The 15674-nt window shown below is 65.1% G+C and carries 17 protein-coding genes; 13 read left to right on the forward strand and 4 right to left on the reverse strand.

Going from position 1 to position 15674, the window contains the following annotated elements; genetic code table 11:
* Nucleotides 1–52: 52 nt before the first annotated feature.
* From AC1RLU_RS12830 to AC1RLU_RS12840, 3 genes are read right to left on the reverse strand one after another with little or no spacing between them, the layout of a single operon-like run.
* Entirely contained in the window at nt 53–373 is a 321-nt protein-coding gene (locus AC1RLU_RS12830; RefSeq protein ID WP_492795945.1) for a hypothetical protein, read from the reverse strand.
* Nucleotides 370–2055, reverse strand: a complete 1686-nt coding sequence (locus tag AC1RLU_RS12835; RefSeq protein ID WP_492795947.1) for a GMC family oxidoreductase — start codon at nt 2053–2055, stop codon at nt 370–372. The genes AC1RLU_RS12830 and AC1RLU_RS12835 overlap by 4 nt, the downstream gene beginning before the upstream one ends.
* Nucleotides 2052–3272, reverse strand: coding sequence for an enolase C-terminal domain-like protein (locus AC1RLU_RS12840; RefSeq protein WP_492795949.1), 1221 nt, complete (start codon nt 3270–3272; stop codon nt 2052–2054). The genes AC1RLU_RS12835 and AC1RLU_RS12840 overlap by 4 nt, the downstream gene beginning before the upstream one ends.
* Nucleotides 3273–3372: 100 nt before the next feature.
* Between AC1RLU_RS12840 and AC1RLU_RS12845 the strand changes: the two genes are divergently transcribed.
* Genes AC1RLU_RS12845 through AC1RLU_RS12875 form a run of 7 tightly spaced genes read left to right on the forward strand, consistent with a single transcriptional unit; the run spans nt 3373 to nt 9405 of the window.
* On the forward strand, nt 3373–4056 hold the full coding sequence (locus tag AC1RLU_RS12845) for a FadR/GntR family transcriptional regulator (protein WP_492795950.1): 684 nt from the start codon (nt 3373–3375) through the stop codon (nt 4054–4056).
* 32 nt (nt 4057–4088) lie between these two features.
* Nucleotides 4089–5384, forward strand: coding sequence for an ABC transporter substrate-binding protein (locus AC1RLU_RS12850; RefSeq protein ID WP_492795952.1), 1296 nt, complete (start codon nt 4089–4091; stop codon nt 5382–5384).
* 6 nt (nt 5385–5390) lie between these two features.
* Nucleotides 5391–6308, forward strand: coding sequence for a carbohydrate ABC transporter permease (locus tag AC1RLU_RS12855; RefSeq protein ID WP_061970832.1), 918 nt, complete (start codon nt 5391–5393; stop codon nt 6306–6308).
* Nucleotides 6305–7126, forward strand: coding sequence for a carbohydrate ABC transporter permease (locus tag AC1RLU_RS12860; RefSeq protein WP_492795954.1), 822 nt, complete (start codon nt 6305–6307; stop codon nt 7124–7126). Before AC1RLU_RS12855 ends, AC1RLU_RS12860 begins: the two co-directional genes overlap by 4 nt.
* Nucleotides 7127–7131: 5 nt before the next feature.
* Nucleotides 7132–8244 (forward strand): ABC transporter ATP-binding protein, encoded by a 1113-nt coding sequence (locus tag AC1RLU_RS12865; protein ID WP_492795956.1) that lies wholly within the window; start codon nt 7132–7134, stop codon nt 8242–8244.
* Between the two features lie 4 nt (nt 8245–8248).
* Nucleotides 8249–8995 carry an SDR family NAD(P)-dependent oxidoreductase gene (locus tag AC1RLU_RS12870; RefSeq protein ID WP_492795958.1) on the forward strand — a complete coding sequence of 249 codons (747 nt, stop codon included), beginning with the start codon at nt 8249–8251 and terminating at the stop codon, nt 8993–8995.
* A gap of 14 nt (nt 8996–9009) precedes the next feature.
* On the forward strand, nt 9010–9405 hold the full coding sequence (locus tag AC1RLU_RS12875; RefSeq protein WP_061970840.1) for a GlcG/HbpS family heme-binding protein: 396 nt from the start codon (nt 9010–9012) through the stop codon (nt 9403–9405).
* A gap of 172 nt (nt 9406–9577) precedes the next feature.
* On the opposite strand, the gene AC1RLU_RS12880 is transcribed toward AC1RLU_RS12875, so the two are convergent.
* Complete coding sequence (locus AC1RLU_RS12880) at nt 9578–10195, reverse strand: glutathione S-transferase (protein ID WP_492795960.1); 618 nt, start codon at nt 10193–10195, stop codon at nt 9578–9580.
* 200 nt (nt 10196–10395) lie between these two features.
* Between AC1RLU_RS12880 and AC1RLU_RS12885 the strand changes: the two genes are divergently transcribed.
* The 6 genes from AC1RLU_RS12885 to AC1RLU_RS12910 are packed head-to-tail and all read left to right on the forward strand — an operon-like array spanning nt 10396 to nt 15665.
* Nucleotides 10396–11658 (forward strand): ABC transporter substrate-binding protein, encoded by a 1263-nt coding sequence (locus AC1RLU_RS12885; protein ID WP_492795962.1) that lies wholly within the window; start codon nt 10396–10398, stop codon nt 11656–11658.
* A gap of 46 nt (nt 11659–11704) precedes the next feature.
* Nucleotides 11705–12589: a branched-chain amino acid ABC transporter permease gene (locus tag AC1RLU_RS12890; protein WP_492795964.1), complete on the forward strand. Its 885-nt coding sequence runs from the start codon at nt 11705–11707 to the stop codon at nt 12587–12589.
* Nucleotides 12586–13593 carry a branched-chain amino acid ABC transporter permease gene (locus AC1RLU_RS12895; RefSeq protein WP_492795966.1) on the forward strand — a complete coding sequence of 336 codons (1008 nt, stop codon included), beginning with the start codon at nt 12586–12588 and terminating at the stop codon, nt 13591–13593. Before AC1RLU_RS12890 ends, AC1RLU_RS12895 begins: the two co-directional genes overlap by 4 nt.
* Nucleotides 13581–14315: an ABC transporter ATP-binding protein gene (locus AC1RLU_RS12900; protein ID WP_492795968.1), complete on the forward strand. Its 735-nt coding sequence runs from the start codon at nt 13581–13583 to the stop codon at nt 14313–14315. The genes AC1RLU_RS12895 and AC1RLU_RS12900 overlap by 13 nt, the downstream gene beginning before the upstream one ends.
* Nucleotides 14315–15019, forward strand: coding sequence for an ABC transporter ATP-binding protein (locus AC1RLU_RS12905; RefSeq protein ID WP_492795970.1), 705 nt, complete (start codon nt 14315–14317; stop codon nt 15017–15019). The genes AC1RLU_RS12900 and AC1RLU_RS12905 overlap by 1 nt, the downstream gene beginning before the upstream one ends.
* Complete coding sequence (locus tag AC1RLU_RS12910; RefSeq protein ID WP_492796212.1) at nt 14982–15665, forward strand: TetR/AcrR family transcriptional regulator; 684 nt, start codon at nt 14982–14984, stop codon at nt 15663–15665. Before AC1RLU_RS12905 ends, AC1RLU_RS12910 begins: the two co-directional genes overlap by 38 nt.
* Nucleotides 15666–15674: the final 9 nt, after the last annotated feature.

The following is a 15674-nucleotide window of genomic DNA, read 5'->3' on the forward strand; positions in this document are numbered from 1 at the left end:
CGCCCGAACAGTTTCCGGTACCAAAGGAAGGCAGGGCCACTCGCGTTTGAGTTCAGGCAAAGTTGAGCGCCCGCCAAGGAGCAGGCCGCTTCCGGCTTAGCAATGTCCGGTTCCAAGTGATCGCCTCATGTCGGATTCTGGCGCGATCCAATGTCGAAGATGGCGCAGGAGAGTTCGAGTTGTCCATCGGCGGTAAAGACGGCGCGGAGGCCTTGCTATCGTTCTCGCCGTGATCGGTGTCGTTGCGCAGGCGCAGATCGATCGGGTCGATCTGCGCGGCGATCGCCAACTCGTCCATCGCGCCGGATGAGCTTGGAGGCAGCGAATTGAATTCGTCGCCGATCGATGGTTCCGCCCCAGGGAGCTGCGTCAAGCCAGGCCGTCCGCGAGCTTTTCCGACAGCATCGTGGTCGGCAGATTGGTGTTGGCTCGCGGTACGCAGGGCATTACGGAAGCGTCGATTACGTGCAGGCCACTGATGCCGTGGACGGCGCCATCTCGTGGAGAGACCACGGCTGCCTCGTCATCGGCCCGCCCCATCCGGCAGGTTCCTGAAGGGTGATAGCCGCCGATGGTATGCTTGCGGATCATCTCCTCCATCGCATCGTCATCCTCTAGGGCGGTCGGGATATCGTCGCCGCTGGCGAAGAGGCGGTCGACAAGCAGCTTGCGCAGAGGCGCCGGCCCCTCGGTCAGAAGCGCGGGACCGAGCGTGACCAGCCAGTTGCGCAGGCTGACGCCTCCGACGAGCTTGGCCATGGCACCATGGGTCGCGGCAAAAGGAGTGCTGCAGGCTTGTCGCAACTCGTTCGAGGCGTAGAGCGACCACATCCGCCGCACAGCCAGCTTCATCCGCGCCATGTCGCGCGGATCGGACAGCATCTGGAAGCCGATCTCGGGTCGCCCGGCCGGGTTTTCAGGATTCAGCCGCACCCAACCGGTGGAATAGGGCTTGTTGATCCAGCTGAAGAGCGAGCCGATTCGCCGGCCGATCGGGTGCCAGGCCGACTTCGAGACGACCACCATGAACATGTCGCCATGCCCGCAGCCCTCGACCTCCGAGGAGTAGCGCCAGGCCGCCTGCACATGCCGCCGTGGCGTCTTGCCGAGACGATGCCCGCGCCGGATCCATGACGACATCGCCATGGAGGGGTGTTCGTTCAGGTTTCGGCCGACGCCGGGCAAATGGTGGAGAACCGCGACGCCGGCCTCGTTCAGGTGCGCTGCATCCCCGATGCCGGCACGCAGCAGCAGCGCCGGACTTTCCAGCGCGCCGGCGGACAGGATCACACGGCGCGCGGCGACACGCTCCTCTCCGATCTGGACGCCGACGGCGCGCCGGCCTTCCATCAGCAGGCGGTCGACCTTTGTATCCGACCGAATGGTGAGGTTCGACCGCCGTCGGGTCGTCGCGTCGAGATAGCCCATGGCGGCCGAGCGACGCGAGCGCCGATCGGTCGTCAGCGACATCGGGAACCAGCCATCTTCGAAGACCGCATTCTGGTCGCCGATATTGCGATAGCCCGCCGCCGTCAGCGCCTGCATCGTCGCGCGGGTAAAGCCGGGCCATTCCTCCGGCATCACGCGGCTGATCGCGATCGGACCTGACGAACCGTGCAACGGCCCGTCATAGTCCATGTCGGTCTCGAGCTTGCGGAAATACGGCAGAACCCCATCCCAGTCCCAGCCTTCCGCACCGAGCGCCGCCCATTCTTCGTAGTCGGCCGGCAACCCGCGATTGCCGATCTCGCCATTCATGCTCGACCCGCCGCCGATCACGCGCGGCTGGATATAGGGTTTGACCGAGGAGCGGGAGGGATCGTTGTGTGAGACCGGCATCAACCGGGCACGCAGGTCGCGCCACTGATAGGCAGGGTTGAAGGCGGCGCGATAGGGATAGACGTCGCGGATCTCCTCCGGCTCCTGTCCCGGCTCGAAATCGGGGCCGGCCTCAATCAGGAGGACACGGTTCTGCCCCGAGGTCGACAGCCGGTTGGCCAGCACGCAGCCCGCCGGCCCGCCGCCGACGATGATGTCGTCATAGGAAGCGGTCATTTGGCGGTTCCACCGTCCTTCTTCAGGGTGAATTCCTGATAGGCGGTGCGGTTGGCGATGATGTAATCCCAATCGTAATCGACACCGAGGCCGGCCTCGTCGGGAACCGGCACGCAGCCGTCCTCGCCGATATCCTCCAGCGCATCGCTGTAACCGGAACCGAAGACCGGCGGCACGGGATTGGCGACGCCGGGTGCGACGAGGGAGAGTTCGTACCAGCTCGAATTGCGCATCGCCGACATGCAGTGCCGCTGGGCCGGGCCGGCAGCGTGGATTTCGCAGTCGAGGCCGAAGGCCTCGGCCAAGTGCGCGACCTTCATCGTGCCGGTGATGCCCATGTCGTAATCGGGGTCGACGCGCATGTAGTCCGTCGCCCGGTCGCGGAGCCAGGCGGCCTTACTCTCGAGGCCGCGCACATGCTCGGTCAGCATCAACGGGGTGCGGATGTTCTCCTTGAGCTGCCGGGCGGCATGCGGGGACCAGCCGGCATCCATGAAGGGGTCTTCGTACCAGAGATAGCCACCCTCATCGCAGGCCTTGCCGACATAGATCGCGTCGGCCAGCGTGCGCAGCTCGCTTGCGGCGTCGTACATCAGCTCCATCCGGTCGCCGACGCGCCGGGCGCAGAGCAGCAGGTTCGCGGCCTCCTCCTTCGGGTCGCCTTCACCCCAGCCATGGATCTTGTAGCCGCGATAGCCGAGCGCGAGGCACTCCTCGGCGAAATCGGCATAAGCCTCGATGCTGTCGAGAATCCCGTCGCGACCACCATTCAGCGTGCTGGCATAGGTCGGAAGCCGCTGCCGGTAGCCGCCGAGGAGCCGCCAGACCGGACGATCGACGGCCTTGCCGGCCAGATCCCACAGCGCGATGTCCAGCGCGGAATGGCCGATCGCCATGTAGTGGCGATGTGCGCGCTTCAGCTTGTTGTAGATCGCCTCGCGCTCCTCGGCGTCCTCGCCCAGGATCAGGCCGGCCGCAGCCTTCACCTGCCCGATCATGACGCCGTTCTTGCCGCTATGGACGCTGCAATACTCGCCGCGATGTCCGCCTTCGGTCTCGATCCGCAGGGCAAAGGCGCTCAACCGGGACTGCGCGCCCTTCATCACGCTGCGGTTGCCGCTGGCATCCACCCCGAGACCGTCGACCGTGTAGCCGAACTCATGCACCTCGATCCGTGCGATCCGCGCTTCCGGCCGCGAGCCGATCAATCTGTTCATGGCGATCCCTGACAATTTCGGCTTGCAACCGGCAAAGCTGTCTGACAACATAATTGTAAGCAGACTGATTTAGCGCCGTCAACGGGACAGGCTCGCCAGGATGGACTCGGACGAAAGCCGCTCCGCGATCGCCTATCGGCAGATCGCCGGCTATATCGACAATGTCGCCGATGGCGCGCGGCTGCCGCCCGAGGCGGATTTCGCCGAGATGTTCGGGCTGTCGCGCGCCAGCATCCGCGAGGCGCTGGCCCGGCTGCGCGCCGAGGGCATCGTCCGTTCGCGCAAGGGCTCGGGCACCTTTGCGATACGCACCGGCGCACCCGAAATGGTCAGGCTTTCGGCGATCTCCTCGCTGCGCGAACTGGCTCAATGGCACGAGGTTCGTCTTGCTCTGGAAAGCGAGGTCGCGGCTCTGGCCGCAGATCGGCGAACCGAGGACGACCTCGCGCGACTTCAGGCGGCGCAGGAGGCGCTGCTTGCCAGCCTGCTGACCGGCCGAGGCGAGCGCGAGGACGTCGCCTTCCACGCCGCACTGGCGGTCTGCGCCCATAATTCGAAGCTGTCGGACGCGCTGGGGCGGTTGACCTCGCACATCTTCAGCTGGGGCAATCTTTCGGCGCAGCGCTCCGTGCTGACCATGGCGGAGCGCCGCGAGCTGATCGCGCTCGAGCATGGCGCCATCGTCGCCGCAGTCGCAGCGCGTGACGGAGATCGCGCCCGCGCCGAGATGCGCCGTCACCTTCTGGCCGGTCGCATGCGCGTGCTCAGCGACCTGCAGACGTAAGCCAAAGAAACAATCGGGGAGGAGCTCATCTCATGAAATCAATGCTCTTTGACAGAAGGTCCGTGCTGCGCGCCGGCGCTGCCGGGCTGGCACTGGCCAGCCTGCCGAAACAGGCTGGCGCACAGGGCCTTTCGGGCACGGTCCGGGTCTGGACCTTCCTCGGGGCAGACGGACAATCGCCGCGCGAAGTCGTGCTGCGCGAGATCATCAAGCGCTTCAAGGCGGCGCATCCCGGCGTCGATGTCAGGATCGAGGCCCAGCCCTTCCAGGAACTCGAGGTGAAGTTCGTCGCCGCCTCCGCCCAGAATCGCGCACCCGACGTGATCTGGATGCGCGACACCTTCCTCGACCTGGTGCAGCAGCGCGGTGCGCTCGCCAATCTCGACGATCTTCTGTCGGCGGAGTTCAAGGCCAAGGCGCTTCCCGATCTCTATCCGGTCTTCGTCGAGAAATCGGTCTTCAGCACGAAGCGCACCTCCCTGCCGCTCTGGCCGAGCCCGGCTCAGGCGATCTTCTATCGCAAGGATGCGCTGGCCGAGCTCGGCCTCGACGCCCCGCCTCTCACCTGGGACAAGTTCATCCCCGTCGCAGGCAAGCTGACCAAGGGCGACCGGCTGGGCTTCGGCCTGCCGACCAACGACAACAGCGTCTCGGCCTTCATCAACATCATGTCCGGGTTCGGCCCGTCGATCTTCGATGCCGCCACCGGCCAGTTCAATGTCACCGGTCCCGAGGCCAAGGAGGCCGCGAATGTTGTCAGACAGCTCGTGGCAAACGGGGCGCTGTCGCCGACGCTGCTGAATGCGATGGGCGACGATATCCAGGATCAGTTCGCCTCCGGCCGCTTCGCGATGGTGCAGGCCTTCGCGCCGCGCTTCCAGCAGTACAAGCAGATTGCCGCCGGCTACAGCGGCAAGGATCTGGCGGTCTCGGCCTGGCCCGCCTTCGGCACGAACCCGCCCGCAGTCCTGCTCGGCCCGTATTGGACGGTGGGCATCTCCGCCAAATCGGCCAATCCGGCCGCAGCCACCGCCTTCGTCGAAAGCCTGTTCACCGAAGAGGCGTCGCTGGAATGGGCCAAGACCGCCGGTCTCGTGCCCGACCGACGCTCCGTGCTGCAGAACCCCTATTTCGCGACGCCGGCCGCGTCGGACATCCACGCCTTCACCGCGCTGCTCTCGGCGCCGGGCGTGATGACCTTCCCGCAGCGCATGCCCAACATCACCAAGATCTTCCCGGTGATGAACACGGCCCTGCAGGAGCTGATCGGAACCAAGGAAAGCGTGGACGCCATTCTCGGACGGGCCAAATCCACGCTGGGCTGGTAGCGCGCCATGCACGCCATGCCTCTTGCGAAGCCGCGGAGCCTCGACGCCGTCGCGCGCCAGGCCCGGCTGGTCGGCTCGTCGCTGGTGGCGCCGGCTCTGCTGTTGGTCATCGCCATCAACATCCTGCCGGCGCTCTACGGGTTCTATCTGAGCCTGCACAAAGTCTTCTTCTTCGGGAACGAGGGCTTCGTCGGGCTCGCCAACTATCTCGAGCTGTTCCGCGACCCCTTCGCCTGGCAGGCGATCGGCCGGTCGCTGCTCTTCACCTTCGCCGCGCTTGCCGTCGCCGTTCCGCTGGCGCTGCTGGCGGCGATGGGCATCCGGCGGCTGGGCCGCTGGGGCAGCATCCTGCTGACGGTCCTGCTCGTGCCCTGGGCGATGAGTCCCATCGTCGTGGCGCTCCTGTGGAAATGGATTCTCGTGCCTTCGCCGGGCGGGCTGGTGGGCGCGGCCTTCAATGCGTTCGGCCTGCCGCCGCAAGACCTGCTGACCGACCCGTTGCTGGCCATGCCGACGCTGATCATCGTGGCGGTGTGGCGCAACTTCGCCTTCGCCACGATCATCCTGATCGGCGGCCTCGGGCAGATCCCGCGCGATCTCTACAAGGCGGCGGCGGTCGACGGACTCGGCGCCTGGGAGAGCTTCCGCAAGATCACGCTGCCGCTGCTCGCACCCTCGCTGCTGATCGTGATCTCGATGCTGACCATCAGCTATTTCAACGAGGTGCAGCTCATCATTGGCCTGACCGGCGGCGGCCCGATCCGGCAGACCAGCACATTGGCCTATGCGCTCTACCACACCGGCTTCGTCGAGCTGGATCAGGGACGCGGCAATGCGATCGCGGCGGTGATGTTCCTGATCAATATGGGGCTGATCGCCGTCTATATCCGCATTCTGGGCAAGCAGCCGGGAGCAGCCGCATGAAGATACTCTCCCGCGCCTCGCTTCTCCTCGTCTGCCTGCTGGCCGGCCTCGTCGCCCTCGGCCCGATCCTCTGGGCCGCATCGACCTCGTTCAAGGCGACCAACCGCATCTTCGCGGTTCCGCCCGAGCTCCTGCCGCAAAGTCCGACCATCGAGCACTACGCCAAGCTGGTGGCAGAGGGCGTCCACTGGGCGTTCCTGAACAGCTCTGCCTATGCGGTCGTGGCCGTTCTGGCCTCGCTGATCTTCGGCGCGACCGCGGGCTATGCGCTGATGCGCTATCCCGTTGCGGCCAAGCCCGCGGTGCTGCTCGTCTTCCTCGGCACCATGGCGGTGCCCGGCTTCGCCGTTCTCCTGCCGACGCAGATGCTGGCAACCAGCATCGGCTTGCACAACACCTGGGCGATCCTGCCGATCCTCTATGCCGGGCACATCCTGCCCTTCGCGGTCTGGGTCACCCGCTCGCATTTCGCCACCGTACCGCGCGAGCTCGAGCAGGCGGCCGAGATGGATGGCTATTCGCGGGCCGAGGCCGTCTGGAAGATCGTGCTCCCCGGCGCAAAGCCCGCGCTGCTGGCGGCTGCGACCTTCGGCTTCCTGCATTGCTGGAACGACTACGTCACCGGCTCGACCATGGTGGACTCGCCCGAACTGCGCACGCTCCAGGTCGCGCTGATCTTCTTCCAGGGCTTCCACGGTCGCGATTGGGGCTCGCTGATGGCGGGCGTGATCATCGCGACGATCCCGCCCGTGGTGGTCTTTCTCCTGTTCAGAAAATTCCTGATCGGCGGCTTCGCCGATGGGTCCGTCAAAGGCTGAATGATATGACCGAAGCACGGCCGAACACGGCCCAATCCGTCCGCTTCCGTAATGTCGGGAAGAGTTATGGCTCCGGCTGGGCGGTGTCGGGCGTCAACATCGCCGTCGAGCCCGGGCAGTTCGTCACCCTGCTCGGCCCCTCCGGCTGCGGCAAGAGCACGACGCTCAACATGATCGCCGGGCTGGAGACGCCGACCGAAGGGCAGATCATGATCGGCGACCGGGACGTCACCACCATGAAGCCGGCGGATCGCGACATCGCCATGGTGTTCCAGTCCTACGCGCTCTACCCGCATATGACGCTCTACGAGAACATCGCCTTCCCCTTGAGGGCGCGCCGGCGCCGCACGCCCGAGGCGGAGGTCGACCGCAAGGTCCGCGCCGCCGTGAAGATGCTCGGCCTCGAGGCGATGCTCGACCGCTTCCCGCGCCAGATCTCGGGCGGCCAGCGCCAGCGCGTCGCGCTCGGCCGGGCCATGGTGCGGACGCCGACCGTCTATCTGCTGGACGAGCCCCTCTCGAACCTCGACCAGCAACTGCGCGTGCAGATGCGTTCCGAGCTGAAGGACATCCACCAGCGGCTAGGCGCCACCATGCTCTACGTCACTCATGACCAGAGCGAGGCGATGACCCTGTCGGATCTGGTCGTGGTCATGTCGAACGGACGGGTCGAGCAGGCCGGAAGCCCGCGCGAACTCTACAACAATCCGGCCAATCTCTTCGTCGCCCGCTTCCTCGGTGAGCCCGGCATGAACATCCTCGACGGCGAGGCGACCGACGGACGGCTGCGCGGACCGGGCTTCGACATCATGCTTCCTGCCCTGGCGCAGAAGGCCGGGCGCCGGATTTCGGTGGGGATCAGGCCCGAGGATCTGAAGCACGACGCCTCCGAGGCCGCGGCTATCCGCGGCACCGTCCGCACCGTCGAGTATCTGGGGTCGCGCAGCCTTGTCCGCGTCGAAGTGGGCGAGCGCCTGATCGCGGCCTTCCTGCCCCCTTCGGTCGACCTTCCGGCCGGGGCAGCCATCGGCCTGTCCCCGGCCGATCCGGACAAGGCGCGCTTTTTCGAAACCGATGGCGGCGCTTCGCTGCACTACCATCAGAACCTTGCAGGCTGAGGCCATGAACAGAATTTCCCTCGACGACCAGGTCGCGGTCGTCACCGGCGGCGCCCAGGGGCTGGGCCTCGCAATCGCCAAGCGGCTCATTGCCTCGGGCGCGCGCGTCAGCCTCTGGGATCGCGACTCGGACGAATTGAAGAAGGCGCTGGCGCTGCTGGGCTCCGGAGCTTCCGCCAAGCAGGTCGACATCACCGATCTCGACCGCCTGACGCATGCCCATCGCGAAGTCGAAGCCGAAACCGGCCCGGTCTCGATCCTCGTCAACTCAGCCGGCATCGCCGGCGGCAACGCCCCGCTCGACGCCTATGACCCCGACGAGTGGCGCCGCGTCGTCGAGGTCAACCTGAACGGTACCTTCTATGTGAACAAGGTCGTCGTGCCCGGCATGAAGGCGCGGAATTATGGGCGGATCGTCAATATCTCGTCGGTCGCAGGCAAGGAAGGCAACCCGAATCTCGCCGCGTATTCGGCCGCAAAGGCGGGCGTGATCGGCCTGACGAAATCGCTGGGCAAGGAGCTCGCCGGTTACGACATCGCCGTGAACGCGATCTCGCCAGCCACAGCCAAGACGCGCATCCTCGACACGCTTAAGCCGGATTTCATCCAATACATGCTGTCGCGCATTCCCCGTGCCCGCTTTCTCGAGGTGGACGAGGCCGCCGCCATGGTCGCCTGGCTGGTCAGCCGCGAGAACAGCTTCACCACCGCCTCGGTCTTCGATCTCTCGGGTGGGCGCTGCACATATTGAGTACGGGAGGCACCATGACTCTGGAACGGGCGCAGAGCCTGATCGCCGCGGCTCTGGCAGCCGGCCGCGCACTGGGCGCACGGCCGCTGGCGGCGGTGGTCGTCGATGCCGGGGGCCATATCGTCGCATCAGCCCGAGAGGACGGGGCCACGATCGCCCGGCACGAATTCGCCCTGGCGAAGGCCTGGAGCTGCATCGCGCTCGGATTGGATACGCGCGACCTCGTCGAACGAGCGGAGGCGAATACAGCCTTCTTCTCCGCAGCCGCGACACTCTTGTCCGGCAGGTTGCTCCCTGCTGCCGGCGGGGTATTGGTGCGCGAGGATAAACAGATCCTAGGCGCGCTCGGTGTCTCCGGCGACGCTGCAGACGTGGATGACGCCTGCGCAGTTGCAGCCATTGGACGGTAAACTGGCAGGCGAACAAGCTTCGTGGCCTGGTTCGAACCGAGATTGACATCCGTTTGCAGTTTTTTGAGCGGGCCTTCGATGTCCGTTTCAGGACCGATGTTCAAGGTCCGCTTGTCGGCAATCAGCCAATGTCTGGTTGTGGCGCATCTCGTTAGCTACTCCTCCCAAATTGTCACGGCACATCAAGGGAGGGGGCTGTCGTTCTGAGCGAGTCTCGGGCGGCGAACCCGGCTTCCCATTCCGCGACGCGCGGAAACCGCGTCCTCCACACGAAATCCGGAAAGCGCAGATCAAGATAGCCGAGCGCGCAGGCGATGGTAATCGTACCGATATCCACCCTACCCGCCAAGCTCGCCGCATCGTTCTCGATCGCCGCCAGCCCGGTGCTGGCCTTGTCGAGCTGGCCCTCAAGCCATTCCAGCCATTGCCGCTCCGGCGGTCGCGCGGCAGTCTCGTAACGCGCGAGCAGGGCGCCCGCGAGCATGCCGTCGCCGAGCGCCTGCTCGGTTAGCGCCCGCCAGCGCGCCGGCCCCTTGGTCGGCAGGATCGTGCCACCGCAGGTCTCGTTCAAATAATCACAGATCACGCGGCTGTCGTAGATCACACGTCCATCGGCCAGTTCCAGAGCGGGGATCTGGCCGAGCGGGTTCAGGGCGACCAGAGCGACATTGCGCTGCACCGGATGCGCCGCAATGCGCACGGTCTCGATCTCGGACAGACATCCGAGTTCGTGCGCCACGATCATGACCTTCCGCACATAGGGCGACTGCGGCGAGAAAAACAGCTTCATTCTGACGACTCCATGAAACGAGTTTGTTTTTTAGACAAAATTGTTTGACGCGTCTATTTTTCAAACTTAGATTGCAATTATGTTGACGATAGGTAGTCGCACCCGGTGTGGGACACCTCTCTTCGATGGCGATCGCGACGTGCGGTCGGCGGGATTTCTCAGGCGGCATCAGACCGCTTTGCGCGAAGGGGATAAGCAGCATGAAGAGAATCACACGTCGTCAGGTGATGCCGTTGCTGGCAGGTGGGGTGGTCGGAGCGAGTTCGGTTTTTTCGAGCCGCGCGGTTGCAGACGAGGGTCCGATCAAGATCGGTGGGATCTTTCCGCTGACGGGCGCGGGCTCTGTCTTCGGCAACCAGAACTTCCAGGGTGTCGAGATCGCAGTCGATCTGATCAACGACCGTGGTGGGCTCAATGGCCGCAAGATCGCGTTGTTCAAGGGCGACGGCCATACGCCGCAAGCCGCGATCAGTGAGACTAACAGACTCGCCGCGCGCGAAGGCGTTCGCATTTTCACCGGCAGCTCGACCAGCGCGGTCGGCATGGTCGCCAGTCAGGAGGCCGAGCGTAACGGCGCCTTCTACTGGGAAGGGATGGCGGTTGCCAACGGCTTCACGGAGCGCGGTTTCAAGAATGTATTCCGCGTCGGGCTGGATGCCGGCGGCCTCGGCAGGCCCGCTCCGCTCTATATCGCCGAGGCCTTGAGCGGTCTGCTCAACAAGGACCCGAAAAATATCCGGATTGCCGTGATTGCCGAGGATTCCGCCTTCGGCGTCGACGTGTCGTCGGCCGCGATCGCAGAGGCGAAGACACGCGGCATCACTGTTGCGCTGCACGAGCTGTATTCCGCCAAGACCACGGATTTGTCGCCGCTGGTTCTGAAGCTGCGCTCGCTTAAGCCGGACGCGATCGTTGCGACGCAGTTCATCAACGATGCCGTCCTGCTGCAGCGCCAGATGAAAGAGATGCGCTACCGGCCGCCAGCCTTCATCGGGACCAGCGCGGGGCATTCGACCCTGTCCTTCGCCGAGGCGATCGGCGACGACGTCAACGGCATCTTCTCGTCGTCCTATCCGAACGACGCCAACCCCGATGCGCTCTCGCCCGCGACGAAGGCCGATCGCGACGAATTTCTCAAGCGCTACCAGGACAAGTACAAGGTCGTCCCCGCCGTGCAGGAATCGCTCGGCTTCGTCGTCGGCATGTCGCTGATCCGCGACATCATCGGCAAGGCCAAGGGTGGCGATGCGGCCGCTCTGCGCGAGGCGGCCTTGGCAGCCGACGTTCCCAACGGTGCCTATATCAACGGCTGGGGCATGAAGTTCGACGCGAAGGGCCAGAACACCCGCGCCTTCGGCAGCGTCGTCCAATGGCAGGCGCGCCGGATGGTCTCGGTCTTCCCGGCGGCCAACAAGCTGGCGGATCCGATCCTGGTGCCGCTGCCCGCCTGGGGCGCCCGCTGATCCATCGGGCCCCGCGCCACAACATCGCCAGCACGAGGGACCGATCGTGGAAATCTATGTGCAGCTCGCATTGTCGGGGCTGTTCGTCGGCGGCATCTACGCCCTGATCAGCGTCGGCTTGACGCTGGTCTTCGGGGTGCTGCGGGTCGTCAACTTCGCACATGGCGAGTACCTGACGCTGGCGATGTTCCTGACCTTCTTCATGTACCACCTGTTGGGGCTGGATCCGTTTGTCGCCAGCCTCATCGTGGTGCCGATCCTGTTCGTGCTCGGCCTGCTCACCGAGCGCCTGCTGGTCAGGCGGACGCTGGAAGCACCGCATGTCGTGCAGGTCTTCGTCACCTTCGCGCTGTCGCTTTTCCTGCAGAACCTCTTCCTGGTTCTGTTCACCTCCGACTTCCGCACCGTCCGGACGGATTATGCGACGGCGGCTTTCGAGATCGGGCCGTTCTACATCTCGTGGCTGCGCATGGTGGCCTTCGCGGCCTCGATCGCGCTGACCGTCGCCCTCGCCCTGTTCCTCAAATACAGCTACATGGGGGCGGCCATCCGCGCGACGGCGCAGGATCGTCGCTCGGCGCGGCTGGTCGGCATCAATGTCGACCGCATCTACGCGCTGACCTTCGCGATCGGCTGCGCCTTGGTGGGCGCTGCAGGCGTGCTCCTGGCGCCGCTCTACCCGGTGAACCCCTATACGGGCGCCGACCTCATCCTCGTCGCGTTTGTCGCCGTCGTGCTCGGTGGCATGGGCAGCATCGCCGGGGCCACCTTGGCCGGATTGCTGATCGGCGTGATCGAGTCCTTTTCCAGCTTTTTCCTCGGGGGAGAGATGAAGCAATTCGTCTACTTCATCGTATTCATGGCGATCCTCGCCTTCCGGCCGGTCGGCTTCTTCGGCCGCAAGGGCGCCGAAGTGATGGACGTCACATGAGCGAGCGGTCCGTTTCCAACCCCGCCGGGGTGGCACCCATTCGGCCGCCGCGCCATGCTTGGTCGATAGCCGCCTTCGCCGTGCTCGCTGGCCTGCCGATCCTCGTCAGCGACCCATTCGTGCTGAACATGGTGATGATGTCGCTGCTGTCAGCGGCCGCCGCGCTCGCCTGGAACCTGTCCGGCGGCTATGCGGGGCAGCTCTCGCTCGGGCACGCCGCCTTCTACGGCATCGGCGCCTACACCTCGACGCTGCTGTTCCTCAAGGCTGGCATCAGCCCGCTGCTGGGAATGCTGGCGGGCGCTGCGATCAGCGCCGCCGCGGCGATCGTGCTCGGCATGATCACGCTGCGGCTGAAGGGCGCGTTCTTCGTCATGTCGACGCTGGCCTTCGGCGCCGTGATCCACATCAGCGCCATCAACTTCCGCGACCTCACGGGAGGATCCTCGGGGCTGGCGATCCCGCTGCAGCCGAACGCGCTCAACCTGACCTTCGCGAACAAGGCGGTCTATGTCTACGTCGCGCTCGGTCTGATGGCCGCCTATTACGCCGTGACGCTGCTGATCGCGGGCAGCAAGCTCGGCTATTCGCTGGTCGCCTTCCGCGAAAACCACGATGCTGCCCGCGCGCTCGGCATCAGGACGCTGCCGATCCGCATCGGCATCTTCGCTCTCTCGGCCGGGATGACCAGCCTGTGCGGGACGCTGCATGCGCAGTATTTTCTCTACATCGATCCCGACAGCGTGATGGGCCTCAGCCTCTCCCTCAACTTCGCGCTCATGGCGATCGTTGGCGGGCTCGGCACGGCCTATGGGCCGATCATCGGGGCGGCAGTGGTGACCTGTGTCTCGTTGGCGATGCAGATCTATCTCGGCAACCAGATCTCGGGTCTCACGCAGCTCGCCTATTCCGGGATCGTGATCATCGTCCTGCTCGCCATGCCCGGAGGGCTGGGGCCGGGACTGCGCGACGCCTTGACCAGGAGGTTCGGATGGCGACCCTGACGTGCAGCGGGCTCAGCAAGAGCTTCGGTGGGCTTCGCGCCGTGCAGAACGTGTCCTTCACCGCGCAATCGGGCCGCATCCTCTCGATCATTGGGCCGAACGGGGCCGGCAAGACCACCGTCTTCAACCTCCTGACCGGCTTCATCCCTGCGGATTCCGGGTCCGTGCAGCTTGACGACCGGCCCCTGGCGGGACTGTCGCCCGAGGATCGCTGCCGAGCCGGGCTGGTGCGGACCTTCCAGGTCGTTCAGCCCTTCCGCGGCCTCACCGTGCTCGAGAATGTGGTCATGGGCGCGATGCTGCGAACGGCGTCGATCGCCGAGGCACGCGAGGCGGCCGCTGCTGTCCTCGATGATCTCGGCATGTCGCGCCTGGCCGAGCTGCGCGCCGGCAGCCTGTCCATTGGAGACCGCAAACGGCTCGAGATGGCGAAGGTGCTGGCGACGCGCCCCTCGGTCCTGCTGCTCGACGAGGTCATGGGCGGGCTGATCCCGATCGAGGTGCAGCGCATGATCGCCTTCATCCACGACCTGCGCGATCGCGGCCTCGCGGTGGTCGTCATCGAGCATCACATGAGCGCGGTCATGCGCCTCTCGGACGAGATCCTCGTCCTGCAGAATGGCGAGCCGATCGCGCAGGGCTCGCCGAAAGAGATCTCCCGCGATCCGAAGGTGCTCTCCGCCTATCTGGGCCCGAACTTCAAAGCGGATGGGGGTCTGTGATGCTGGCGATTCGAAATCTGTCGGTGCGCTTCGGCGACGTGCCGGCGCTGGAAGAGTTCTCGTTCGAGGTCGGTCCGGGCCAGGTCGTCGGGATCGTCGGCAGCAACGGCGCCGGCAAGACCACGACGCTGTCGGCGATATCCGGGCTGATCGCAAACCGCACGGGCTCGGTCAGCTTCGATGGCGAAGCGATCGAGCGGCTGTCCGCCCACGAGATCGTCGAGCGCGGGTTGATCCACGTTCCCGAGGGGCGCCGCCTGTTTCCGTTCATGACGGTGCAGGAAAACCTGGAGCTCGGCGCCTATCCGCGCCCGGCCCGGCCGAAGCGTCAGCAGCAGCTCGATTTCGTCTTCTCGCTCCTGCCGAAGCTGAAGGAACGCCGCGGGCAGCAGGCGGTCACGCTGTCGGGCGGCGAGCAGCAGATGTGCGCGATCGGGCGAGGCCTGATGTCGTGCCCGCGCCTGCTCGTGCTCGACGAGCCGACACTCGGCCTCGCCCCCATGCTGGTCGAGGAGGTCTTCAGCCTCGTCCGCTCGATCCGCGACACCGGCGTTCCGGTGCTCATCGTCGAGCAACAGGTGGTGCACGTGCTGCGCAACGCGGATTACGCTTATGTCCTCGAAAGCGGCGCCTGCGTCATGCAGGGGGCGGGCTGCACGCTGCTTGATGACGACGCTTTGCGACGCGCCTATCTCGGCGTTTGAGAAAGGTGACAGCACAGTGACTCAGTCTGACCGGAAACGTGGGCTCAAGGCAGCGCACCGCAGCAACCAGATTCTCGATGCGGCGAAGACCGTCTTCGTGGATGCGGATTTCAGTGCCGTGAACGTCGAGGATATTGCTAGCGCATCGGGGTTGTCGCGCGCGACGATCTACCAGTATTTCAACAGCAAGCAGGATATCTACACGGCTCTTCTGCTGCGCGATCTCGATGGCATGATCGGTGGCTTAAAGCGCGCTCTGATCGAAACGGACTCGGTGAAGAACAATCTTTTCCGGATGACAACGGAATACATGAATTTCTTCCGAGATCATCAGGAGTATTTCCGAACCCTGTCGTTCTTCTATCTTCCAGGCCGCAAGGAATCTCTGCCTCCGGAAGCGGCGGAACAGGTTCGCATCAAGCTCGACGAAGGCATCGCCACGATCGAACGCGCGATCGTTCTCGGTATCGAACGACAGGAGGCCCGGCCGGTCGACGCCCGCGCGGCGACGCTCTCCCTGTGGGGGCAATGGATGGGCTGCGCCTATCTGGCCGCAACCGGGCGGATCTCTCTCTACGAGCGCACGAGCGAGCAGGTCTACGCCAACGGCATCGACATCTTTCTCGACGGCTTCCTGCTCGATTGAGGCCGTTCT

This window comes from Allobosea sp. GW822-FHT05A11 (assembly GCF_058800455.1).